We start from the raw sequence: 24941 nt of genomic DNA on the forward strand, positions 1-24941 counted from the left end.
GATCTCCTCATGGCCGACGGCACCGTCCGCACCATCACCCCGGACGGCGACGATGCCGAGCTGTTCTGGGCGACCGTCGGCGGCAACGGCCTGACCGGGATCGTGCTGCGCGCCACCATCGCGATGACGCCGACCGAGACGGCCTACTTCATCGCCGACGGCGTTGCCACCAAGGACCTCGACGAAACGGTCGCCATTCACCTCGACGGCAGCGAGGCCAACTACACGTACTCCAGCGCCTGGTTCGACCTGATCAGCCCACCGCCGAAGCTGGGCCGGGCCGCGGTCAGCCGCGGCAGCCTGGCCAAGCTCGATCAGCTGCCGAAGAAGCTGGCCAAGAACCCGCTGAAATTCGATGCGCCGCAGCTATTGACGGTGCCGGACGTGTTCCCGGTCAGCGCGATGAACAAGCTGTCGTTCATGGCGATCGGCGAGGTGTATTACCGGCTGGGCGGAACGTACAGCGGCAAGATCCAGAACCTGTCGCAGTTCTATCACATGCTCGACCTGGTCAGCGGTTGGAACAATGCTTACGGCCCAAGGGGTTTCGCACAACACCAGTTCCTGGTGCCGCCGGACGCGATGGACGAATTCAAGGCGATCATCCGCTGGATTCAGACCAGCGGCCACTACTCGGCGCTGAACGTGTTCAAGCTCTTCGGCCCGGGCAACCGCGCGCCGCTGAGTTTCCCGATGGCCGGCTGGAACGTCGCCATGGACTTCCCCAACAAGCCGGGGATCAACGAGTTCCTCAACGAACTCGACAGGCGCGTGCTGGAATTTGGCGGAAGGGTATACACCGCCAAGGATTCTCGCGTGAGCGCCGAAACCTTCCACGCCATGTATCCACGCATCGACGAATGGATCGCGGTGCGCCGCAAGGCCGATCCCTTGCGGGTCTTCGCCTCCGACATGGCCCGACGTTTGGAGCTGCTCTAAATGGTGCTCGATGCCGTAGGGAATCCGCAGACCATCCTGCTGCTCGGCGGAACCTCCGAGATCGGCCTGGCGATCTGCGAGCGCTACCTGCAGAACGCGCACGCGCGGATTGTGTTGGCCGCCATGCCCAGCGACCCGGCGCGCGATGCCGCGGTGGCGCAGATGCAGGCCGCGGGCGCGCGTTCGGTCGAGTTGATCGATTTCGAGGCCACCGATCCCGACACCCACCCGAAGATGATCGAGGCGGCCTTCGCCAACGGTGACGTCGACGTGGCCATTGTCGCTTTCGGCATCCTCGGTGATGCCGAAGAGCTGTGGCAGAACCAGCACAAGGCGGTGCTGGCCGCCGAAATCAATTACACCGCAGCGGTTTCGGTGGGCGTCCTGCTGGGCGAGAAGATGCGGGCCCAGGGCTTCGGCCAGATCATCGCGATGAGCTCCGCCGCCGGCGAGCGGGTACGGCGGTCCAACTTCGTCTACGGCTCCACAAAAGCGGGATTGGACGGCTTCTACCTGGGGCTTTCGGAAGCATTGCGCGAGTATGGCGTTCGCGTGCTGGTGATCCGGCCCGGCCAGGTGCGTACCCGGATGAGCGCACACGTCAAGGAAGCGCCGCTGACCGTCGACAAAGAGTATGTTGCCAACCTCGCGGTGACCGCGGCCGCCAAAGGTAAGGAATTGGTTTGGGCACCAGCAGCATTCCGTTATGTGATGATGGTGTTGCGACACGTCCCGCGTCCCATCTTCCGCAAGCTTCCCATCTGATAATGCGGAACGCGCTGGCCACCCTCGGCCAGATGGCCTTGGCGGTGCTGGTCGCGGTTGCCGTCGCGGTGGTATCGCTGATCGCCATCTCCCGGGTCCAGTGGCCGGCGTTTCCGTCGTCCAATCAGCTGCACGCGCTGACCACCGTCGGGCAGGTCGGCTGCCTGGCCGGCCTGGTCGCCGTCGGCTTCGTGTGGCGGCGTTGTGCCCGTCCGCGCGGCCGGCTGCTGGCCCAACTGGCCGGGCTGGCGTTCGTCTCCGCGTTCACCGTCGTGACCCTCGGCATGCCGCTGGGCGCGACCAAGCTGTACCTGTTCGGCATCTCCGCGACCAGCAGTTCCGCACCGAATACGTGACCCGTCTGGCCGACAGCCCCGCCCTGCGCGACATGACCTATCTCGGGCTGCCGCCGTATTACCCACCGGGCTGGTTCTGGATCGGCGGGCGCGCCGCGGCGCTCGGCGGGGCGCCGGCATGGGAGATCTTCAAGCCGTGGGCCATCACCTCGATCACCATCGCCGTCGCGGTCGCGCTGGTGCTGTGGTGGCGCATGGTCCGCTTCGAATACGCGCTGATCGTCACCACCGCGACCGCGGCGGTGACCCTGGCCTACGGCTCGCCCGAGCCGTACTCGGCGATGATCACCATGTTGTTGCCGCCGATGCTGGTGCTGACCTGGTCGGGGCTGCGCGCCGGTGAGCGTGGGACTGCCCGCGCAACCGACACCGAGCGTGAAACCAACCGCACAGTCGAGTCCGAGCGTGAAACTAACTTCACACTCGCGGCAGCGGAGCGGGAGGAACCGGGCGCGCCTGGCCGTGCGGGCTGGGGCGCGGTGATCGCGGCTGGGCTGTTTCTCGGCTGGACGGCCACCTGGTACACGCTGCTGTTCGGGTTCAGCGCGTTCACGCTTGCGTTGATGGCCCTGTGGCTGGCCGGCGTGCGCTGGCGCCGGAACCGGAAGACCGGCGGCCTCAAAGCCTCTCTCGATCCACTGCGGCGGTTGGCCGTCATCGCCGGCATCGCCGTGGTGATCGCGTGCACGACGTGGCTCCCGTTCGTGGTGCGCGCGGTCCACAGCCCGGTCAGCAACTCCGGCAGCGCCATGCATTACCTACCGGCCGACGGCGCCGAGTTGACGTTCCCGATGCTGCAGTTCACGCTGCTGGGCATCGTCTGCCTGATCGGCACCCTGTGGCTGGTGCTGCGGGCCCGATCCTCGGTGCGGGCGGGCGCGCTGGCCATCGGCGTGCTGGCCATCTACCTGTGGTCGCTGCTGTCGATGCTCACCACGCTGGCGCGCACCACCCTGTTGTCGTTCCGGCTGCAGCCGACCCTGAGCGTGTTGCTGGTCGCCGCCGGGGCGTTCGGGTTCCTCGAACTCGCGCAGGCGCTGGCCGCCGCGGGCCGCGACCGCAGCTGGGGCCGCGCAATAGCCCCGGTGGCCGGCGCCATCGGCCTGGCTGCCGCGATCGCGTTCAGCCAGGACATCCCCGACGTGCTGCGGCCCGACCTCACCATCGCCTACACCGACACCGACGGTCACGGGCAGCGCGGGGACCGCCGACCACCCAGCGCCGAGAAGTTCTACGCCACAATCGATCACGCCATCACGCAGGTGACCGGCAAGCCCCGCGACCAGACCGTGGTGATGACGGCCGACTACAGCTTCCTGTCCTTCTACCCGTACTGGGGATTCCAGGGGCTCACCTCGCACTACGCCAACCCGCTCGCCCAGTTCGACCTGCGCGCCGCGCAGATCAACAAGTGGTCCAACCTCAAGACCGCAGACGAGTTGATTCACGCCCTGGACACCTGCCCGTGGCCGCCGCCGACGGTTTTCCTGATGCGCCGCGGGGCGGGAGGCAATTACACGCTGCGATTGGCCGAGGACGTCTACCCAAACCAGCCCAACGTGCGGCGATACACGGTCGATCTGCGCGGGGCCCTGTTCGACAACCCGCGTTTCGTCGTCCAGAGCGTCGGCCCATTCGTACTGGCCATCCGCAAGCCGGGGGCGTAACTGCTGATGAGCACCGACACTGCGCCTCAAACGGCCAAAGAACTAGCATCTAGCTCCGTGAACGACAGGGAAGCGAATCACCGGATCGCCCGGCTGGTTGCTTCCGTCGCGGGGCTGCTCGGCGTGCTGCTGGCGATCGCCACCCCGCTGCTTCCGGTCGACCAGACCACCGCCCAACTGAACTGGCCGCAGAACGGCACCTTCGGCAGCGTCGACGCACCGCTGATCGGCTACGTCGCCACGGATTTGACCGTCACCGTCCCGTGCCAGGCCGCCGCCGGTCAGTCCGGCGGAGGCAACGCCGGCAAGACGGTGTTGTTGTCGACGGTGCCCAAGCAGGCACCGAAGGCCGTGGACCGGGGGCTGCTGATCGTGCGCGCCAACAACGACCTGGTGCTGGTGGTGCGCAACGTCCCGGTGGTGACCGCGCCGCTGAGCCAGGTGCTCAGCCCGGCCTGCCAGCGGTTGACCTTCACCGCGCACGCCGACCGCGTCACCGCCGAGTTCGTCGGGCTGACCCAGGGGCCCAACGCCGAGCATCCCGGCTCGCCGCTGCGCGGCGAGAAAAGCGGCTACGACTTTCGGCCCCAGATCGTCGGCGTCTTCACGGATCTGAGCGGACCGGCGCCGTCGGGCCTGAACTTCTCGGCGACCATCGACACCCGCTACAGCAGCAGCCCCACGCCGCTGAAGATGGCCGCGATGATCCTCGGGCTGGTGCTCACGGCCGCCGCCCTGGTCGCCCTGCACGTCCTCGACACCGCCGACGGGACCCGGCACCGCCGCTTCCTGCCCGCCCGCTGGTGGTCGATCGGCGGGCTGGACGCGCTGGTCATCGGCGTGCTGGTGTGGTGGCATTTCGTCGGCGCCAACACTTCCGACGACGGCTACATCCTGACCATGGCCCGGGTATCCGAGCACGCCGGCTACATGGCCAACTACTACCGGTGGCTCGGCACGCCCGAAGCGCCGTTCGGCTGGTACTACGACCTGCTGGCGCTGTGGGCACACGTGAGCGCCACCAGCGTCTGGATGCGGTTGCCTACCCTCGCGATGGCGCTGACGTGCTGGTGGGTCATCAGCCGGGAAGTCATGCCCCGGCTGGGCCACGCCGTCAAGCAGAACCGCGCCGCGGCCTGGACCGCGGCGGGCATGTTCCTGGCCGTCTGGCTGCCGCTGGACAACGGACTGCGCCCGGAGCCGATCATCGCCCTGGGCATCCTGCTGACCTGGTGCTCGGTGGAACGCGCGGTGGCGACCAGCCGGCTGCTGCCGGTGGCGATCGCCTGCATCATCGGCGCGCTGACCCTGTTCTCGGGGCCGACGGGCATCGCCTCGATCGGCGCGCTGCTGGTGGCGATCGGGCCGCTGCGGACGATCCTGCACCGCCGCTCCAAACGGTTCGGCGCGCTACCGCTGATCGCCCCCCTGCTGGCCGCGGTCACCGTCACGGCCATCCTGATCTTCCGCGACCAGACGCTGACCGGCGAGATCCAGGCCAGCATGCTCAAGCGTGCCGTCGGGCCCAGCCTCAGCTGGTTCGACGAACACACCCGCTACGAGCGGCTGTTCATGGCCAGCCCCGACGGGTCGGTCGCCCGCCGCTTCGCGGTGCTGGCGCTGATTCTCGCGCTCGGCATCACGGTCGCAATGTCGTTGCGCAAGGGCCGGATTCCGGGCACGGCCACCGGGCCCAGCCGGCGCATCGTCGGGATCACCATCATCTCCTTCGTGGCGATGATGTTCACGCCCACCAAATGGACCCACCACTTCGGAGTGTTCGCCGGACTGGCCGGGCCGCTGGGCGCGCTCGCCGCGGTCGCGGTCACCTCCGTGGCGATGCGCTCCCGGCGCAACCGCACCGTGTACGCCGCGGTGGTGCTGTTCCTGGTGGCGTTGTCGTTCGCCAGCGTCAACGGTTGGTGGTACGTATCGAATTTCGGTGTGCCGTGGTCGAATGAGTTCCCGGCCTGGCATTACGCCTTCGCCACCGCGCTGCTCGGGTTGACCGTGGTGGTGCTGCTACTGGCGGCGTGGTTCCACTTCGTCGACCCGCACAACGGGCCACCCAAGACCCGCCTGGGCACGCGGGCCGCCGGAATCGTCCAGTCCCCCTTGGCAATCGCGACCTGGTTGCTGGTGGTGTTCGAGGTCGCTTCGCTGACCCTGGCGATGACCGGCCAGTATCCGGCGTGGTCGGTCGGTCGCTCCAACCTGCAGGCCTTGACCGGCAAGTCCTGCGGACTGGCCGAAGACGTGCTGGTGGAACAAGACCCGGGCGCCGGCATGCTGACGCCGGTGAGCGCACCGGGCGGCCCTTCGGTGGGAGAAGCCCTGGGCGCGGGCTTGTCGGAAGCCTTCACGCCCAACGGGATTCCCGCCGACGTGCGCGCGGACCCGGTGATGGACCGCCCGGGTGACCGCAGCTTCGTCAACGACGAGGAGAAGACCGGCAGCAACCAGGCCGGCACCGAGGGCGGCACCACCCCCGCACCGGGGATCAATGGCTCGTCCGCCCAGCTGCCCTTCAACCTCGACCCCGCGCGCACACCGGTGCTGGGCAGCTGGCGCTCCGGCATCCAGGTGCCCGCGCACCTGCGGTCCAGCTGGTACCGAATACCCGACCGGGACAAGGCGGGACCCCTGCTGGTGGTGAGTGCGGCCGGTCGCTTCGACCCGCGTGAGGTCCAGGTGCAATGGGCCACCGACGATCAGGCGGCCGGCGGACACCCCGGCGGTTCACTCCAATTCGCGGACGTGGGCGCGTCGCCGGCCTGGCGCAACCTGCGGTTGGCGATGTCCGCAATTCCCAATACCGCCACCCAGATTCGGCTGGTCGCCGACGACGAAGACCTGGCTCCGCAGCACTGGATCGCGCTGACCGCGCCGAGGATTCCGCAGCTGCGCACGCTGCAGGACGTGGTGGGCTCCACCGACCCGGTGTTTTTGGACTGGCTCGTCGGGCTGGCCTTCCCCTGCCAACGACCGTTCGGCCATCAGAACGGCGTCGACGAGACTCCGAGATGGCGCATCCTGCCGGACCGATTCGGAGCCGAGGCCAACTCACCGGTGATGGACAACAACGGCGGCGGCCCGTTGGGCGTCACCGAGCTGTTGACCAAGGCGACCACCATGGCCACCTATCTCAACGGCGACTGGTCTCGCGATTGGGGCTCGCTGCAACGGCTGACGCCCTACTACCCCGACGCCGAACCCGCCCACCTGTTGCTGGGGACGGCCACGCGCAGCGGCCTGTGGGGGCCCGCGCCACTGAGACATTAAGGCGCACAATACGTCTCGAGCAGCCGCGCTCTTTGCCCGGCGTATCGGGCGCGCATAGTCGCCCGGGACCCTTGAGGTCCGCTATCGGTAAGTCTACACTTACGGTTCGTGGTCACTTACCAAGCGAGTGACGTCTGGCTGGCGCTGGCGGACGGGACACGGCGGGCCATCGTGGAGCGCCTTGCGCACGGCCCGTCGGCGGTCGGTGATTTGGCTCGCGATCTGCCCGTCAGCAGGCCGGCGGTGTCCCAGCACCTCAAGGTGCTCAAGTCCGCCGGGCTGGTGCGCGACCGCGCCGCGGGAACCCGTCGGGTCTATCAGCTCGACCCCACCGGTCTGCAGGCGTTACGCGCCGATCTCGACCGATTCTGGACGCAAGCGCTGGCCGGCTACGCGCAGACCATCGACGAGATGAACGAAGGAGCAACATGACCCAGCGGACTCCCGACGTCCACCATCACGTCGTCGTCAACGCACCCATCGAGCGCGCGTTCGCAGTCTTCACCGAACAGTTCGGCGCATTCAAGCCGCGTGAGCACAATCTGTTGGCGGTTCCGATCGCCGAGACAGTGTTCGAACCCCAAGTGGGCGGCCATATTTACGACCGAGGCGTCGACGGCAGCGTGTGCCGATGGGCGCGAATCCTGGTCTACGAGCCGCCTCACCGCGTGATGTTCAGCTGGGACATCGGTCCGACATGGCAGGTGGAAACCGACCCGGCCAAGACAAGCGAGGTCGAAGTGCGCTTCACCGCGGAGTCCGACGATCGCACCCGCGTCGAACTGCAACACCGCCATCTGGACCGGCACGGGCCGGCCTGGGAGTCCGTCGCCGACGGCGTCGACGGCGACGCGGGTTGGCCGTTGTACCTACGCCGGTATGTGGGGCTGTTCAGCGGCGGTGACCCGCGATGAGCTCCGACCTGATGGACATGGCCTGCCAGGAGAGGGCCGACCTCGCGGAATTCCTTGCCACGCTGACACCGCAAGACTGGGACGCGCCCACGCTGTGTACCCGCTGGACCGTGAAAGATGTTGTCGCGCATGTGATCAGCTATGAAGAGCTGGGCCCGCTGGGGCTGCTCAAACGGTTCGCCAAAGGCCGGATCGTGCGGGCAAACCAGGTGGGCGTCGACGAATTCGCGGCTCTGACCCCGCAACAGCTGCTGGAATTCCTGCGCACCCACCTCCAACCACGCGGATTGACAGCAGGTTTCGGCGGGATGATCGCACTCGTCGACGGCACAATTCATCACCAGGACATTCGGCGCGCGCTTGACCGGCCGCGCGACGTGCCGCCCGATCGGCTCGCGCGAATCCTTCCCCTGGTGCCCGGTAATCCCCGACTTGGCGCGGGCCGCAGGATCCGGGGCTTGCGCCTGCGCGCCACCGATGTCGAGTGGACGCACGGCGACGGGCCCGAGGTGACCGGCCCCGGCGAGGCGCTCCTGCTGGCCATGACCGGGCGCCCGGCCGCGCTGGCCGACCTCGCCGGGCCCGGGGTTGGGACGCTGGCGGACCGGGTCCGCAAATAGCGTCCGGTGGCCGACCCCCCGTGTTGAAGCGCTGCGCGGCCCCTCGCGCGCATCGGATGACAGCGACGGTCAGGCTCGTCGCCGGGGCGCTGCGCGGCCCCGCGTCCTCATCGGACAAAGCCGCGTCGCTTACGATCGAGCCTCGTGCCCCACGACGGTAAAGAGCGATCGCAGCGGATGCCCCGGTCGGTGGCCGCCATCGCGGGAATCGTGGGCCTGCTGCTGTGTCTGTCCGTCCCGCTGCTCCCGGTAAGACAGACCACCGCAACGGTCCTGTGGCCCCAGGGCAGCACGGACGGGCACGTCAGCCAGGTCACCGCCCCCCTGGTATCGGGGGCGCCCCGCGCGCTGGACATCTCGATTCCCTGCCCGGACATCGCCACCCTGCCCGCCGCCGGCGGTTTGGTCGTCTCGACCCTGCCGCCCGGCGGAATAGACGCCGGGAAGAACGGACTGTTCGTGCGGGCCAACGCCGACGTGGTCGTCGTCGCTTTCCGGGATACGGTGGCCACGGTCGCACAACGCGCAGCGGTCGCCGCCGGGGGTTGCAGCGTGCTGCACGTCTGGGCCAACGCCGGCGCGACGGGCGCCGATTTCGTCGGCATACCCGGCGCCTCCGGGGTACTGCCGGCCGAAAAGAAACCCCAGGTTGGCGGCGTCTTCACCGACATGAAGGTGCCCGCGGGGCCGGGGCTGTCGGCGCGCATCGACATTGACACCCGATTCATCACCGCGCCCACCGTCCTCAAGGAAGTGGTGATGGTCCTGGGCGCCCTGGCGGTGCTGACGGCCATCGTCGCGCTCGCGGTGCTGGACCGCCGCAGCCGGGGCGGCAGCACGCTACTCAACTGGCGCTCCCCGATCGCCTGGCTCTCCCGATACCGCCCCGGCACCCGCCTGGCCAATTGGCGGCGGGTGGGGATCGCGACCTGGATCGCCGACGCCGGGGTGATCGCGACCCTGCTGCTGTGGCACGTTATCGGGGCCACCTCGTCGGACGACGGCTATAACCTGACCATCGCGCGCGTCGCCCCCGGCGCCGGCTACATCGCCAACTACTACCGCTACTTCGGCACCACGGACGCGCCGTTCGACTGGTACCTCGCGCTGCTGGCCAAGATGGCCTCGGTGAGCACGGCCGGCGTCTGGATGCGGCTGCCCGCCACGGTCGCCGCAATCGGGTGCTGGCTGATCATCAGCCACTGGGTGCTGCGCCGGCTCGGGCCGGGCCGCGGCGGGCTCGCGGCCAACCGGGTCGCGGTGTTCACCGCGGGCGCGGTCTTCGTGGCCGCGTGGCTGCCGTTCAACAACGGCCTGCGGCCTGAACCGCTGATCGCCCTCGGTGTGCTGGTCACCTGGATGCTGATGGAACGTTCGATCGCGCTGCGCCGGCTGGCGCCCGCGGCGGTGGCCATCATCGTGGCGATGCTGACCGCGACGCTGGCGCCGCAGGGCCTGATCGCCGTCGCCGCGCTGTTGACCGGTGCGCGGGCCGTCGCCCAGACGATCCGGCGCCGCCGGACGACCGACGGACTGTTGGCGCCGCTGGCGGTGCTGGCGGCCGCGCTGTCGCTGATCCTTATCGTGGTGTTCCGCAGTCAGACGCTGGCCACGGTCGGCGAGTCGGCCCGGATCAAGTACAAGGTCGGCCCGACCATCGCCTGGTACCAGGATTGGCTGCGCTACTACTTCCTCACGGTGGAGTCCAACCCCGACGGATCGATGGCCCGGCGATTCGCCGTGCTGGTGCTGCTGCTGTGCATGTTCGGCATGCTGGTCACCCTGCTGCGTCGCGGCCGGATCCCGGGCGTGGCCAGCGGCCCGGCGTGGCGGTTGATCGGGACCACGGCGTTCGGCCTGCTGTTGTTGACGTTCACGCCGACGAAGTGGGCGGTCCAGTTCGGTGCGTTCGCCGGGCTGGCCGGCGCGCTGGGCGCGGTCACCGCATTCGCCCTGGCCCGGATCGGCCTGCACAACCGCCGCAACCTGACGCTGTACGTCACCGCGCTGCTGTTCGTGCTGGCGGTGGCGACCTCCGGCGTCAACGGCTGGTTCTACGTCGGCAACTACGGGGTGCCCTGGTACGACATCCAGCCGGTCGTCGCCAGCCACCCGGTGACGTCGATGTTTTTGGCGCTGTCGATCGCGACCGGCCTGCTGGCCGCCTGGCAGCACTTCCGGATGGACTACGCCGGGCACACCGAGGTCAAAGACAACCGGCGCAACCGGGTTCTCGCGTCGACCCCGCTGCTGGTGGTCGCGACCATCATGGTCGTCGGGGAAGTCGCCTCGCTGACCAAGGGCGCGGTGTTCCGCTACCCGCTCTACACCACCGGCAAGGCCAACCTCGCCGCGATCAGTTCGGGGCTGTCGCCCGCCAGCTGCGCCATGGCCGACGACGTGCTGGCCGAGCCAGACCCCAATGCGGGCATGCTGCAGCCGGCGCCCGGGCAGACCTTCGGGCCGGACGGACCGCTGGGCGGCAGCAATCCGGTCGGCTTCAAACCTGACGGCGTGGGCGACGACCTGAGGTCGTACCCGGTGGTGACCAAGCCGGGTGTGGTGAATTCCACCGGCTCACCCAACAAACCCAATGCCACCATGACCGACTCCGCGGGGACGGCCGGCGGCAAAGGCCCCGTCGGGGTGAACGGCTCGCACGCGGCGCTGCCGTTCGGCCTGGACCCGGCCCGCACCCCGGTGATGGGCAGCTACGGCGAAAATTCGCTGGCCGCCACCGCGACCTCGGCGTGGTACCAACTGCCGCCGCGTAGCCCGGACCGGCCGATCGTGGTGGTGACGGCGGCCGGCGCCATCTGGTCGTACAAGGAGGACGGCACCTTCACGTATGGGCAGCAGCTGAAACTGCAGTGGGGTGTCGCCCGTCCCGACGGCACCACCCAGCCGCTGGCGGAGGTGTATCCGATCGACATCGGGCCGGAGCCGGCGTGGCGCAACCTGCGGTTCCCGCTGACCTGGGCGCCACCGGAGGCGAACGTGGCGCGCATCGTCGCGTACGACCCGAACCTGAGCTCGGATCAGTGGTTCGCCGTCACGCCGCCGCGGGTCCCGGTGCTGCAGACCCTGCAGCAATTGATGGGATCGCAGACCCCCGTGCTGATGGACATCGCCACGGCCGCGAACTTCCCCTGCCAGCATCCGCTCTCCGAACACCTTGGCGTTGCGGAACTTCCGCAGTACCGCATCCTGCCCGATCACAAGCAGACGGCGGCGTCGTCGAACGGGTGGCAGGCCAGCGAGGACGGGGGCCCATTCCTTATCACTCAGGCGATGCTTCGTACCTCGACGGTCGCGACGTATCTGCGTGGCGACTGGCATCGTGACTGGGGATCCGTGGAGCAGTACTTCCGGTTGGTGCCGGCTGACCAGGCGCCGGACGCCGCAATCGAACAGGGTGTGATGACAGTGCACGGCTGGAGCCGGCAGGGACCGATTCGAGCACTCCCATGAGCGTTACGACCGTCGACAAGCGCGAAGACGATAAGGCGGCCCCCCGCCAGGACATCCGCGTAACGCGCTGGGTGGCCACGATCGCCGGGCTGATCGGTTTCATCCTGTCGATCGCGACGCCGCTGCTCCCGGTCGTGCAGACCACCGCGCAGCTGAACTGGCCGCAGAACGGCCAGCTGAACAGCGTTACCGCGCCGCTGATCTCGCTGACACCGGTCGACGTGCACGTGACGGTGCCGTGTTCGGTGGTGCGCGCCCTGCCGCCCGAGGGCGGGGTCGTGCTCTCGACGGCGCCCAAGAAGGGCAAGGACGCCGCGCTCAACGCGTTGTTCGTGGTCGTCAACGGCAAGCGCGTCGATGTCACCGACCGCAACGTGGTGATCGCGAGTGCGGCACGGGATCAGGTGGCGTCCCCCCAATGTCAGCGCATCGAGATCACCTCGACGAAGGCGGGGGCCTACGCCACCTTCGTCGGACTGAATGATCCGGCGGGCAAACCGATCGGCGGCGGCTTCCCCGACCCGAACCTGCGGCCGCAGATCGTGGGGGTGTTCACCGACCTCAGCGGGCCGGCCCCGGCGGATCTGAAGCTGTCGGCGACCATCGACACCCGGTTCTCCACCACACCAACGACTTTGAAGCTCGCCGCGATGGTGCTGGCGATCGTGTCCACCATCGTCGCGCTTATCGCGCTGTGGCGCCTCGACCAGTTGGACGGTCACCGGATGCGCCGGCTCATCCCGGCGAACTGGCGCACCTTCACCCTGGCCGACGTCACGGTGATCTCCGGCTTCGTGCTGTGGCATGTGATTGGGGCGAACTCGTCGGACGACGGCTACATCCTGGGCATGGCCCGCGTGGCCGACCGCGCCGGCTACATGTCGAACTACTTCCGTTGGTTCGGTAGCCCCGAGGACCCCTTCGGCTGGTACTACAACCTGCTGGCGCTGATGACCCATGTCACCGACGCCAGCCTGTGGATGCGGTTGCCGGACTTGATCGCCGGAATAGTGTGCTGGCTGCTGCTCTCCCGTGAGGTGCTGCCCCGACTGGGGCCCGCGGTGGCCTCCAGCAAGGCGGCGAACTGGGCGGCGGGCATGGTCCTGCTGACCGCCTGGATGCCGTTCGACAACGGCCTGCGCCCCGAGCCGATCATCGCCGTCGGTTCCCTGATCACCTACGTCCTGATCGAACGCTCGATGCGCTACAGCCGGCTGACGCCGGCCGCGCTGGCGGTCGTCACCGCGGCGTTCACCCTCGGCGTCCAGCCCACCGGATTGATCGCGGTGGCCGCGCTGGTCGCTGGTGGCCGCCCCATCCTGCGAATTCTGGTGAAACGTCACCGCCTTGTCGGCACGTTGCCGCTCGTGGCGCCGATGCTGGCGGCCGGCACGGTGATCCTGACCGTGGTGTTCGCCGATCAGACGTTGTCAACGGTGTTGGAAGCCACCAGGATTCGAACCTCGATCGGGCCCAGTCAGGCTTGGTACACCGAGAACCTGCGCTACTACTACCTGATACTGCCCACCGTCGACGGGTCGCTGTCGCGCCGCTTCGGCTTTCTGGTCGCGGCGCTGTGCCTCTTCACGGCAGTCTTCATCATGTTGCGGCGCAAGCGAATTCCCGGCGTGGCGCGCGGGCCGGCCTGGCGGCTGATGGGTGTCATCTTCGGCACCATGTTCTTCCTGATGTTCACCCCCACCAAGTGGGTCCACCACTTCGGGCTGTTCGCCGCGGTGGGAGCGGCGATGGCCGCGCTGACGACGGTGCTGGTGTCGCACGAGATCCTGCGCTGGTCGCGCAATCGCATGGCGTTCCTGGCGGCGCTGCTCTTCGTCCTGGCGCTGTGTTTCGCCACCACGAACGGTTGGTGGTACGTGTCGAGCTTCGGTGTCCCGTTCAACAACGTGATGCCGAGGTTCCACGGAATCAGCGTCAGCACAGTCTTTTTCGCGCTGTTCGTTATTGTCGCACTGTACGCGGCGTACTTGCACTTCGCGCCTAAGGACCGCGGCGAAGGACGGTTGGCGCGGGCGCTGACCGCCGCGCCCATCCCCATCGCGGCCGGCTTCATGGCGATGGTGTTCATCGCGTCGATGGTGGCCGGCATCGTTCGCCAGTACCCCACGTACTCCAATGCCTGGGACAACCTGCGCGAGTTCAGCGGTGGCTGCGGGTTGGCCGACGACGTGCTCGTCGAGCCGGACAGTAATACCGGCTTCATGGCGCCGCTGCCGGGCAATTATGGCCCGCTCGGGCCGTTGGGTGGCGTCAACCCAATGGGATTCACGCCCAACGGCGTGCCGGACCGCACCCTGGCCGAGTCGATCAAGGAGACGGAGGTGCCGCAGCCTGGCACAGACTACGACTGGGATGCGCCGACCAAGCTGAAGGCCCCGGGCGTCAACGGCTCGACGATGCCGCTGCCGTATGGTCTCGACCCCAACCGGGTGCCGCTGGCGGGCAGCTACACCACAGGCGCGCAGCAGCAGAGCAGACTCACCTCGGCGTGGTACCAGCTGCCGAAGCCCGACGACGGACACCCGCTGGTGGTGGTGACCGCCGCGGGCACCATCGCCGGCAACAGCATCCTGCACGGCCACACCAGCGGCCAGACCGTGGAGCTGGAATTCGGCAGGCCCGGTCCCGGCGGCTCGGTGCAGCCGGCCGGCCGGCTGGTGCCCTACGACCTGTACGGCGAGCAACCGAAGGTATGGCGGAACCTGCGCTTCGCGCGCTCGGCGATGCCCACCGACGCGGTCGCGGTGCGGGTGGTCGCCGAGGACTTGTCGCTGACACCGGACGACTGGATCGCGCTGACCCCGCCGCGAGTGCCCGAGCTGCGCTCGTTGCAGGAGTACATCGGTTCCAGGCGGCCAGTGCTGATGGACTGGGCCGTGGGGCTGGCCTTCCCGTGCCAGCAGCCGATGCTGCACTCCAACGGCGTCACCGAGATCCCGGAGTTCCGCATCACGCCGGACTACAACGCCAAGAAGCAGGACACCGACACCTGGCAGGACGGCGTCAACGGCGGGCTGCTGGGCATCACCGACCTGTTGCTGCGGGCCCACGTGATGTCGACGTACCTGTCGAATGACTGGGGCCGTGACTGGGGATCGCTGCGCAAGTTCGACACCATCGCCGACGCGCGCCCGGCGCAACTCGACCTCGGCACCGCCACCCGGACCGGATGGTGGTCACCCGGACCCATTCGCATCAAGCCGTAGCCAGCGAACGAAGCACCGCGTTTTCAAATGGCGTTGCTTTGTCATTATTCATAGGTCGAATAGTGCGCTGAATTAACGGCAGAGTAATTAGTTCTCCAGGTTTAACGGCACCATTTTCGGGACAATACTTATTCCGCTGTGATCCATTTCACACCACGGAAAAGGGTGCCCCTATGCACACGCTGACACGCCTGGGAACCTGTACGGCCGCAGTCGCGCTGCTGGTCGCCCCGCCCTTGAGTTTGACCATCGGGACGGCCGCCGCCGAGGGCGGCGGCACGACCGTCGTTTTCGATAATTACCTGCGGCGTTGCGATTTCAGCAAGGTCGCCATCGCCCCCAAGGTGCCGGGCCCGATGCTCGGCACCGGCTCGGCCGTCATCCGCACCGGCGGTGGCCGGGCCGTAGCCGAGGTGCATCTGGTCGACGGCCCCGAGCCGGGCATGCATTACGACGTCGGCCTCATCGAAGAACCCCGCCCGTCCTCGTCGACCTGTGGGCCCGGGGACCCGGGAACCGCATTTACCGGTATGGATCTCGACGGCGCGGGAAACGGAACGGCCACCGTTACCGACGCCCTTCGACCGGGCACGACCGGTGTGTGGGTGATTATCGAGCGGCCGAATGCAAACTCACAGAACCCGGGCGAGTTCTATACCTCTGAGTTCCTGGTGCCGGTGCGGGCGTAACCACGGTCTGCACACTCGTCGGCACAACCGTGCCCGACGAAACAGGGACTTCGGTCCCTATCTTGACGCTTACGGCAAATGCTGCGATGTCGGAAGCAACGGGGTGAGAGGAAGCGGTGTCGGCGTCATACGAGGAGACAAGACAGCAACCCATCGCGCCGGGTGAAGCCCCCGTCGACTCCGCGGTGCTGAGCAACGGCGACGTGCTCCAGGTCGGCAATTTCCGGCTGATCTTTCTCACCGCCCTGGGCGGCTGACTCGCCGTGACCGCCACGCTCGGCGCGTAGCGTCATGATCCATGAGCGACTACGCCGTCGAGGCGGTGGACCGGCTGCCGTTTTCCACCGACGAGAAATCCCAGCGCTACGCGACGGAGAACTACCGCGGAGCCGTCGGGCTCAATTGGTACCTCACCGATCCCACGCTGCGGTTCACCATGGCCTACTACCTCGAGCCCGAGGAATTGGAGCTGGCCGAGCGCCACTTGACCCGCATCGGTGAACTGATGGGCGGCCCGGTGGCGCGGTGGGCCGAAGAAACAGATCGCAACCCACCGCAGCTGCGGCGCTACGACCGGTGGGGTCACGACATCAGCGAGGTGGTGATGCCGGCCTCCTTCACGCAGTCCAAGCGGGCGGTTCTGGATGCCCAGCAGGCGCTGCGAACCGAGGCGCGCGAGGCGAAGATCAGCTCGTCGCTGCCCATGTTCGCGTCGAATTACCTGCTCAACCAAGCCGATATCGGGATGGGTTGCGCGTTGGGCACCGGCGGCGGCATGGTCCAGTCGCTGGTGGCCGCCTACGCGCCACCCGATGTGGCCGAACACGTGCTGGCCAAATTCGCCTCGGGCGAGTGGGCCGGCGAGACGGCGCAGCTGCTGACCGAACGCACCGGTGGCTCCGACTTGGGCGCGCTGGAAACTACCGCGACCCGGCAAGGTGACGCGTGGTTGCTGAACGGCTTCAAGTGGTTCGCGTCCAACTGCGCCGGGGAGGCCTTCGTCGTCATGGCGAAACCCGAAGGCGCACCGGACACTTCGCGAGGAGTCGCCAACTTCCTGGTGCTGCGCGCCCGCCGCGACGGCTCGCGGAACGGGGTCCGGGTCCGGCGGCTGAAGGACAAGCTGGGCACCCGATCGGTGGCCTCGGGTGAGGTCGAATTCGTCGACGCCGAAGCGTTTTTGCTGTCCGGTGAGCCCACCGACGCCGCTGCGGGTCCGTCCGACGGCAAAGGGCTGGGGCGCATGATGGAACTGACCAACGCCGCGCGCCTTGGCATCGCCTTGTTCGGGCTCGGCAATGCGCGCCGCGCCCTGGTCGAATCGCTGTGTTACGCCCGGCAACGCCGAGCGTTCGGCGGCGCGCTCATCGACAAGCCGCTGATGCGGCGCAAACTCGCCGAGATGATCGTCGACGTCGAGGCGGCACAGGCGTTGGTGTTCGACGGCACCGGCGCCACCAACCATCGTCAGCCGCGCGGCATGCGACAACGGATCGCCGTGCCCGTCACCAAGCTCAAGGTGTGCCGGCTGGGGATCACCGCGGCGTCGGACGCGATCGAAATCCACGGCGGCAACGGCTATATCGAGACGTGGCCGGTGGCGCGGCTACTGCGCGACGCGCAGGTGAACACCATCTGGGAGGGGCCGGACAACATTCTGTGTCTGGATGTGCGGCGCGGCATCGAGCAGACCCGCGCGCACGAGACGCTGTTGGCCCGGCTGCGCGATGCGGTGTCGGTCGCCGACGACGGCGAAGCCACCCGGCTGGTCGCCGGCCGGATCGAGGACCTCGACGCGGCGATCACCGCGTGGACCAAACTCGACAGACAGCTGGCCGAGGCGCGGCTGTTTCCGCTGGCCCAATTCATGGGTGACGTCTATGCCGGTGCGTTGCTCATCGAGCAGGCAGCCTGGGAGCGCGCCGCCCGCGGTGGTGAGCGCAAAGCGCTCGTCGCGCGGCTCCACACCCAGCGCTATCTCGCCGATCGTGGAGCAATGCGCGGGATCGACTCCGACTCCGACGAGGCGCTGGAGCGCTTCGACGAACTGGTGGACGGCGCGTTCGAGCTGTAGGCGCGGCCCCTTAGATCGGGATGAGGCCGTGCTTACGTGCCGTGCGGAACCACAGCTGCTTCTCCCGCAGCAGTTTCATCGACTTGCGCAGCAGCAGCCTGGTCTGGTGCGGGTCGATGACCGCATCGATGAAGCCGCGCTCGGCGGCGGTCCACGGGATCGCCATGTTGAGGTTGTAGCCCTCGATGAAGTCCTTCTTGATCTGCTGCGCCTCGGGCGTGGTCGGGTCGGGGAACCGCTTCATCAGCAGCTGCGCGGCCCCCTCGGCGCCGATCACCGCGATGCGTGCGGTCGGCCAGGCGAAGTTGAAGTCGGCGGTCAGCTGCCGCGACCCCATGACGGCGTAGGCGCCGCCGTAGGACTTGCGGACGGTGATCGTCACCTTCGGCACGTCGGCTTCGACGACCGAGTACAGGAACCGGCCGCCGCGCTTGATGATGCCGTTCTTCTCCTGCTCGGCGCCCGGCAGGAAGCCCGGGGTGTCCACCACGAAGACCAACGGGATGTTGAACGCGTCGCAGAACCGGATGAAGCGCGCCGCCTTGTCGGACGCCTCGTTGTCGATCGACCCCGACAGGTGCATGGGCTGGTTGGCGATCACGCCAACCGGGTGTCCGTCGACCCGGGCGTACCCGGTGATGATGGCCGGCCCGTGTTGCGCGGCGACCTCGAGGAAGTCGCCGTCGTCGAAGATCCTCAACAGGATCTCGTGCATGTCGTAGGCCATGTTGTCCGAGTCGGGCACGATCGTGTCGAGCTCCAGATCGGTCGGTGTCGTCTCCGGCTCCAGGCCCGGGTTGACGATCGGCGGCTCGCTGACGGCGCTCGACGGCAGGAACGACAGGAAGTCACGAACGTACTGGAACGCCTCGGCCTCGGAGTTCACCACCTGGTGGATGTTGCCGTAGCGGGCCTGCGCATCCGAGCCACCGAGCTCGTCGAGGGTGACGTCCTCGCCGGTGACTTCCCGGATCACGTCAGGGCCGGTGACGAAGAAGTAGCCCTGATCGCGCACGGAGACCAGCAGGTCGTCCTGGATCGGCGAATACACCGCTCCCCCAGCGCATTTGCCGAAAATGAGGGAGATCTGAGGCACCAGCCCGGACAGCGCCTCGTGGCGGCGGCCCAGCTCGGCATACCACGCCAGCGAGGTGACCGCGTCCTGGATGCGGGCGCCGCCGGAGTCCTGGATGCCGATGATCGGGCAGCCGACCATCGCGCACCACTCCATCAGACGCGCGACCTTGCGGCCGAACATCTCGCCGACGGTGCCCTGAAACACCGTCTGGTCGTGGGAGAACACCCCGACCGGACGGCCGTCGATCATGGCGTGGCCGGTGATGCAGCCGTCACCGTAGAGCGCGTTCGGGTCGTTGGGGGTTTTGGCCAGGGCCCCGACTTCCAGGAAGGTGCCCGGGTCGACCAGAGCGTGCACCCGCGCGCGGGCGCTCGGGATGCCCTTCTTGTCGCGCTTGGCGGCGGCCTTCTCACCGCCGGGCTCTTTGGCCAGTTCCAGGCGAGCTCGGAGCTCGGCCAGCTTCTCGGCGGTGGTGTGCTGAATGGGAGCTTCCCCCGGAGCTGGCACGGTCTCCGTCACTACTTGCCCACCTCACTCGTCTGACTGGTTTCGGCCTCCACCTTATTCAGCACGTCGGCGAGGTGAGCACCGACCTTGCCGATGATCGGTTCGTCGATGGCCTGGATGTGCTCGCCACCGATCGGGACGACCTCGAGGTCGGCCACGTACTCGCCCCAGCCGCCGTCGGGCTGGCGAACCGCATATCGCGGCTCGAACTGGATGACGTCGTCGTGGTAGCGATCGGCCATGTACAGGGTCACGTGGCCGTCGTACGGCTCGATCTGGACGGTCTCGAGTGCCCGGTTGTCCAGGTAGGACGTCCGCTGGTGCTCGACGATGCCGCCCGGGATCTGCACGCCGCTCTGCTGGACGATGTCCAGCACGAACTTGACCTGCCCCTCGTCGTCGAGCTCTTCGAGCTGCTCGTAGGGGATCGCGGGAATCTCGACGTTGAAGGTGCGTTCGGCGAACTTCGCATACCGGTCCCAGCGCTTGCGGGTCTCCTCCTGCGTCTGCGGGATCTCCTCGCCGGCGCGCACCGTGTCGATCATCCCGACGAAGCGCACGTCGGCGCCCGCCCGCTTCAGCCCGATCGCGCAGGCGTACGCCAGCGCCCCGCCGAGCGACCACCCGGCCAGGATGAACGGCTTGCCCCCGTTCATCTCCAACAGCTTCGGCACATACTGGGCGGCCCGTTCCTGGACGGTGCCCTCCACGCGCTCGAACCCATACATCGGCGTGTCCGCCGGCAACCTCTTCAGCAGCGGCTCGTAGACCACGGTCGAACCGCCGGCGGGGTGGAACACGAACACGGGGATCTGCGACTCGCTCTGGGGAGCCCGCAGGGTGCGGACGAAGCCGTCGATCTGACCGGCCTCCAGGTACTGACGGACCTTTTCGGCCAGCGCCTCGATGGTGTCCGACGTCTGGACATCCTCGGCGGTGATGGTGCCCTCGGCGCGCTCCGAGAGCCGCTGCGCCATCTTGGCCGCGGTGTCCTCGTCGAGCTTGGGCAGCGGATTGAAGATGCCGCCCGGCGACTTGCCAGTGACGATCGCCCACGTGGCGAAGGTGACCCGCTCGGCGGCGTCACGTGGCGGCACATCGGAATTCAGCGCCTTGGCCACTGCCTCCTGGCTGAGCGCTCCGGCGAGATCCGGCTTCGCGCCGTTGGTCGCCGCGCCCTTCGGGCCGGACGGATCCGTCGGCGGCGGCGGGATGGCGGCGTCGGAAGGCGGGGCCGGCTGGGTCTCGGGCTCCGCCTGCGGATCCGGTGCGGGTGCGGCGGCCGTTGTCGGCGTCGCCCCGCTGAGCAGTTGGGCCTGCTCCCTGGCGATCTCCTCGGGCGTCAGCGTCTTCTGATGCTCGTGCAGCTGCGCGACCTCGTCGCGGTGTTCGACCGCGTACTCGATCAGCTTCTCGACGGCGTAGAGGTTGGCGTCACGCACGGCCGTCAACTGGATGGGCGGCATGTCGAAGTCGTATTCGACACGGTTCTTGATCCGCACGGCCATCAGCGAGTCCAGGCCCAGCTCGATCAGCGGCACCTCCCACGGCAGGTCCTCGGGCTCGTAACCCATGGCCGCCGAGACGATCAGGCCCAGCCGCTCGCCGATGGTCTCACCGGAATCCGGTGTCCATCGGCCCACGCTGGACGGCAGGTAGCGGTTGGTCAGGCTGTCTGACAGCGTCTCGGCGTCGGGCTCCTCGGCCGGCGCCGCGGGAGCCTCGACCGGGGCGGTCGTGGCCGGGGCGGCGATGGTCGCTCCGGCGCCCACTGCGGTCGGCAGTGCGGCCACACTCTGACCGGCCCGCGACACCAGGGCGTCGTAGACCAGGGTGAAGGACTCGTCGATGCGGGCGTGCACCTGGACCGAGGCGCCACCGGGGTGGCGGGTCATCGTCGTCACCAGCCGCGCGCCGGCGCCGGGCACCGCGCGTTGCTCGGAAGCCACCAGCTGGGCGTCCGAAAGCACCTGTGTCGCAGCGGATCTCACCAACGCGGCCAGGTCCGTCTCGCCGTTGCGCGGCGCGTACTCCCAGACGTGGCGGCCGTCCGGCAACGCGACGTGCGTGCCCGGCATGATCACCGAGCCGTCGCCGGAGAAGTGCACGTCGAGCCAGTGCTCTTTGCGCTTGAACCGGGTCGGCGGGATGTTCGCGTAGTCCTCGGGGCCTTGCGCGCGGGTGAACAAGGTGCGGATGTCCAGGTCGTGGCCGTGGACGTAGAGCTGGGCCATGGCCGAGATCATCGACTCGACGTCATCCTGCTTGCGGGCCAGCGTCGGAATCAGTTGCGCGTCATGCAGTCCCGCGGCGGCGGTGGTCAGGCCGATCTGCATCAGCGCCACCGGGTTGGGTGCGAGCTCCAGGAACGTGGTGTGGCCGCTGTCGACGGCGTTGCGCACGCCATGGGTGAAGTAGACCGAATGCCGCATCCCCTTGACCCAGTAGGCGACATCGTGGACGGGCTCGCCGCCGGGCTTGATGTAGGTGCCCTCGTGCACCGTCGAGAAGATCCCGACGCTCGGGCTCAGCGGGTGAATCCCCTGCAGCTCGGCGGAGAACTCCCCGAGCAGCGGGTCCATCTGCGAGGTGTGGCCCGCGCCCTTGGTCTGCAGCTTGCGGGCGAAGCGGCCCTCGGCCTCCGCGCGGGCGACGATCGCGTCGATCTGGTCCGGCGGGCCACCGATCACGGTCTGGCTCGGCGCGGCGTAGACGCACACCTCCAGGCCGGGGAAGTCGCCGAACACCGTCTTGAGCTCGTCGGCGGAGTACTCGACGAGCGCCATGAACCGGATGTACTCGCCGAACAGCATCGATTCGCCTTCGCCCATCAGGTGCGAGCGCGACGCGATCACGCGGGCCGCGTCCGCCAGCGACAGGCCGCCGGCGAAGTACGCCGACGCGGGCTCGCCGAGCGACTGGCCCACCACCGCAGCGGGTTTGGCGCCGTGGTGCTTGAGCAGCTCGCCCAGAGCGATCTGGATCGCGAAGATGACGACGTTGCTGGTTTCGATGCCGTAGTCCACCGAGTCGTCGAGGATCATCTCGAGCACCGAGTAACCGCGCTCGTCCTGGATCAGCGCGTCGACCTTCTCGATCCACTCTGCGAAGACCTCGTTGCGCAGGTACAGGCTCTTGCCCATCTTGCGGTGCTGCGCACCGAAACCGGCCATCGCCCACACCGGACCGCTGGTCACCGGCCCGTCGGTGCTGAACACTCCTGGTCGTTGCTTCCCCTCGGCGACCGCGCGCAGGCCCTTGATGGCCTCTTCATGGTCGTGGGCCAGGACAACCGCACGCGAACGGCCGTGGTTGCGCCGCGACAGCGACCGGCCGATGGATTCCAGCGACGACGCCTGCCCCTCCGGGCTCTCCATCCAGTCCGCGAGCTCGGCGGCCGCCACCTTCTTGCGCGACGTCAAAAACGCCGACACCGCGAGCGGAATCAGCGGCTTGGTCGGCTCCGACTCCTCTTGTGCGGCAAGCTCTTCCAACGCGATCGCTTTGAGGCGCAGCGCCTCGTCGGTCACACCGGGGAGGTCGTATTCTTCCTCCTCCACCTCGGAGGGGTCGGGGATGATGTTGCCGAAGTCGTCGAACCGCAGCGAGTGGCTTTCCATCGTGGGCGCCTCGGCCGCGTCGGCGGCCCGAGCCGCGGCGACGGGCTGTGGCTCGGCTTCGCGTTCGATGACGTCGCGGGGCAGCACCTCGCGCACCACCAGATGGGCGTTGGCCCCACCGAAGCCGAAGCTGGACACGCCGGCCAGGGCGTAGCCGCCGTAGCGTGGCCAATCGCTAGCGCTGTCAACGACTTTCAGACGCATGCGGTCGAAGTCGATGTAGGGGCTGGGGCCGGCGAAGTTGATCGACGGCGGCAGCTTGTCGTGCTGCAGCGCAAGCACCACCTTGGCCAGGCTCGCCGCGCCGGCGGCCGACTCCAGGTGTCCCACATTGGTTTTCACCGCGCCCAGCAGCGCGGGACGGTCCGCGGGGCGGCCCCGACCGACGATGCGACCCAGTGCCTCGGCCTCGATCGGGTCGCCCAGGACGGTGCCGGTGCCGTGCGCCTCGATGTAGTCGACCGCGCGCGGGTCGATCCCCGCGTCCTTGTACGCCCGGCGCAACACCTCGGCCTGGGCGTCCTGGTTGGGGGCGATAAGCCCGTTGGACCGGCCGTCGTGGTTGACGGCGCTGCCGGCGATGACGGCCAGGATCTGGTCGCCGTCGCGGCGGGCGTCGTCGACCCGCTTGAGCACGAACATGCCGCCGCCCTCGGAGCGGGTGTAGCCGTCGGCGTCGGAGGAGAACGACTTGATCCGGCCGTCGGGGGCCAGCACCGCGCCGATCTCGTCGAAACCGAGCGTCACCAACGGGGTGAGGAGCGCGTTGACGCCGCCGGCGACCGCCACGTCGCACTCGCCGTTGCGCAGCGCCTGCACCGCCTGATGCGTGGCCACCAGCGAGCTCGAGCACGCGGTGTCCAGCGCCACCGACGGTCCGCGGAAGTCGTAGAAGTAGGACACCCGGTTGGCGATGATCGAGCTCGCCGTCCCGGTGATCGCGTACGGGTGTGCGACCGTGGGGTCCGACACTGCCAGGAACTGGTAGTCGTTGTTGGAGAAGCCGACATACACGCCGACGGCCTCACCGCGCAGGCTCGACGCCGGGATGCGGGCGTGCTCGAGCGCCTCCCAGGTGAGCTCCAGCGCCATCCGCTGCTGTGGGTCGATGTTGTCGGCCTCGGTCTTGGCGACCGCGAAGAACTCGGAGTCGAAGCCCTTGATGTCCTTCAGGTAGCCGCCCCGGGTGCGGGCCGTGCCGACGCGCTGGGCGATGCGCGGCTCCTCGAGGAATTCCGACCAGCGGCCCTCGGGCAGATCGGTGATCGCGTCGCGGCCCTCCATCAGCGCCGCCCAGGTCTCGTCCGGGGAGTTCATGTCGCCGGGCAGCCGGGTCGAAAGGCCCACGATCGCGATGTCGACGCGCTCGGCCGGGCCGGTGCGCGTCCAGTCGGCGCCGTCGAGTTCGTCGTCGGCGACCTCGGGCTCGCCCTCGATGATGCGGGTGGCCAGCGATTCGATGGTCGGGTGCTGGAACGCGACCGCGACCGACAGGGTCACACCAGTCATGTCCTCGATGTCGGCGGCCATCGCCACGGCGTCCCGCGAGGCCAGGCCCAGCTCGACCATCGGCACCGACTCATCGATCTCGTCGGGTGATTTACCGACGGCGCGACCCACCCAGTTGCGCAGCCATTCGCGCATCTCGGGGACGGTCATGTCGGTCTTTTTGGCGGGCACCTCCCCGTCAGGGCCCGGGGTCTGGTTTTCGGGGTGCTCAGTGTCAGCCATG

General features: G+C 68.2%; 13 protein-coding genes and 1 pseudogene. 12 read left to right on the plus strand and 2 right to left on the minus strand.

Translation table 11 applies throughout. The annotated features are described in order from the left end of the window. From A5652_RS21830 to A5652_RS21880, 12 genes and pseudogenes are all read left to right on the plus strand, one after another. A partial coding sequence (locus A5652_RS21830; protein ID WP_067356601.1) for a D-arabinono-1,4-lactone oxidase occupies positions 1-939 on the plus strand: 939 nt, incomplete at its 5' end. After that, a complete protein-coding gene (locus A5652_RS21835; RefSeq protein WP_067356605.1) occupies positions 940-1704 on the plus strand; it encodes a decaprenylphospho-beta-D-erythro-pentofuranosid-2-ulose 2-reductase in 765 nt (254 codons plus the stop codon). Positions 1705-1706: 2 nt separating this feature from the next. Next, positions 1707-3727, plus strand: a pseudogene (locus tag A5652_RS21840) (galactan 5-O-arabinofuranosyltransferase). A 6-nt stretch (positions 3728-3733) separates the two neighbouring features. Next, a complete protein-coding gene (locus A5652_RS21845) occupies positions 3734-7009 on the plus strand; it encodes an arabinosyltransferase domain-containing protein (RefSeq protein WP_067356608.1) in 3276 nt (1091 codons plus the stop codon). Positions 7010-7117: 108 nt separating this feature from the next. After that, a complete protein-coding gene (locus A5652_RS21850) occupies positions 7118-7441 on the plus strand; it encodes a helix-turn-helix transcriptional regulator (RefSeq protein ID WP_067356611.1) in 324 nt (107 codons plus the stop codon). Beyond that, positions 7438-7923, plus strand: a complete 486-nt coding sequence (locus tag A5652_RS21855) for an SRPBCC family protein (protein ID WP_067356616.1) — start codon at positions 7438-7440, stop codon at positions 7921-7923. Before A5652_RS21850 ends, A5652_RS21855 begins: the two co-directional genes overlap by 4 nt. Next, positions 7920-8543, plus strand: a complete 624-nt coding sequence (locus A5652_RS21860; RefSeq protein ID WP_067356620.1) for a maleylpyruvate isomerase family mycothiol-dependent enzyme — start codon at positions 7920-7922, stop codon at positions 8541-8543. The genes A5652_RS21855 and A5652_RS21860 overlap by 4 nt, the downstream gene beginning before the upstream one ends. A gap of 144 nt (positions 8544-8687) precedes the next feature. Beyond that, on the plus strand, positions 8688-12014 hold the full coding sequence (locus A5652_RS21865) for an arabinosyltransferase domain-containing protein (protein WP_067356623.1): 3327 nt from the start codon (positions 8688-8690) through the stop codon (positions 12012-12014). Beyond that, the gene (locus A5652_RS21870) at positions 12011-15241 is read left to right on the plus strand and encodes an arabinosyltransferase domain-containing protein (RefSeq protein ID WP_067356626.1); all 3231 of its coding nucleotides are present in this window, start codon (positions 12011-12013) and stop codon (positions 15239-15241) included. The genes A5652_RS21865 and A5652_RS21870 overlap by 4 nt, the downstream gene beginning before the upstream one ends. A 173-nt stretch (positions 15242-15414) precedes the next feature. Next, positions 15415-15930 carry a hypothetical protein gene (locus A5652_RS21875; protein WP_067356630.1) on the plus strand — a complete coding sequence of 172 codons (516 nt, stop codon included), beginning with the start codon at positions 15415-15417 and terminating at the stop codon, positions 15928-15930. A 116-nt stretch (positions 15931-16046) separates the two neighbouring features. After that, entirely contained in the window at positions 16047-16187 is a 141-nt protein-coding gene (locus tag A5652_RS28180) for a hypothetical protein (protein WP_197514052.1), read from the plus strand. A 41-nt stretch (positions 16188-16228) separates the two neighbouring features. After that, positions 16229-18004 (plus strand): acyl-CoA dehydrogenase family protein, encoded by a 1776-nt coding sequence (locus A5652_RS21880; protein WP_067356634.1) that lies wholly within the window; start codon positions 16229-16231, stop codon positions 18002-18004. Between the two features lie 10 nt (positions 18005-18014). On the opposite strand, the gene A5652_RS21885 is transcribed toward A5652_RS21880, so the two are convergent. Together A5652_RS21885 and pks13 are read right to left on the minus strand one after the other, a co-directional pair. Then, positions 18015-19589, minus strand: a complete 1575-nt coding sequence (locus A5652_RS21885; RefSeq protein ID WP_156745477.1) for an acyl-CoA carboxylase subunit beta — start codon at positions 19587-19589, stop codon at positions 18015-18017. 11 nt (positions 19590-19600) lie between these two features. After that, positions 19601-24940 (minus strand): polyketide synthase Pks13, encoded by a 5340-nt coding sequence (gene pks13, locus A5652_RS21890; protein WP_067356643.1) that lies wholly within the window; start codon positions 24938-24940, stop codon positions 19601-19603. Between the last annotated feature and the right edge of the window lies 1 nt (position 24941).

This window comes from Mycobacterium sp. 1165178.9 (assembly GCF_001673555.1).
GTDB lineage: Bacteria > Actinomycetota > Actinomycetes > Mycobacteriales > Mycobacteriaceae > Mycobacterium.

Bases quoted from the DNA above. Each gene is read 5' to 3' on its own strand.
- A5652_RS21870 (WP_067356626.1), top strand. From the start codon at position 12,011: ATGAGCGTTACGACCGTCGACAAGCGCGAAGACGATAAGGCGGCCCCC.
- pks13 (WP_067356643.1), bottom strand. From the start codon at position 24,940: ATGGCTGACACTGAGCACCCCGAAAACCAGACCCCGGGCCCTGACGGG.
- A5652_RS21875 (WP_067356630.1), top strand. From the start codon at position 15,415: ATGCACACGCTGACACGCCTGGGAACCTGTACGGCCGCAGTCGCGCTG.
- A5652_RS21860 (WP_067356620.1), top strand. From the start codon at position 7,920: ATGAGCTCCGACCTGATGGACATGGCCTGCCAGGAGAGGGCCGACCTC.
- A5652_RS21855 (WP_067356616.1), top strand. From the start codon at position 7,438: ATGACCCAGCGGACTCCCGACGTCCACCATCACGTCGTCGTCAACGCA.
- A5652_RS21835 (WP_067356605.1), top strand. From the start codon at position 940: ATGGTGCTCGATGCCGTAGGGAATCCGCAGACCATCCTGCTGCTCGGC.
- A5652_RS21880 (WP_067356634.1), top strand. From the start codon at position 16,229: ATGAGCGACTACGCCGTCGAGGCGGTGGACCGGCTGCCGTTTTCCACC.
- A5652_RS21845 (WP_067356608.1), top strand. From the start codon at position 3,734: ATGAGCACCGACACTGCGCCTCAAACGGCCAAAGAACTAGCATCTAGC.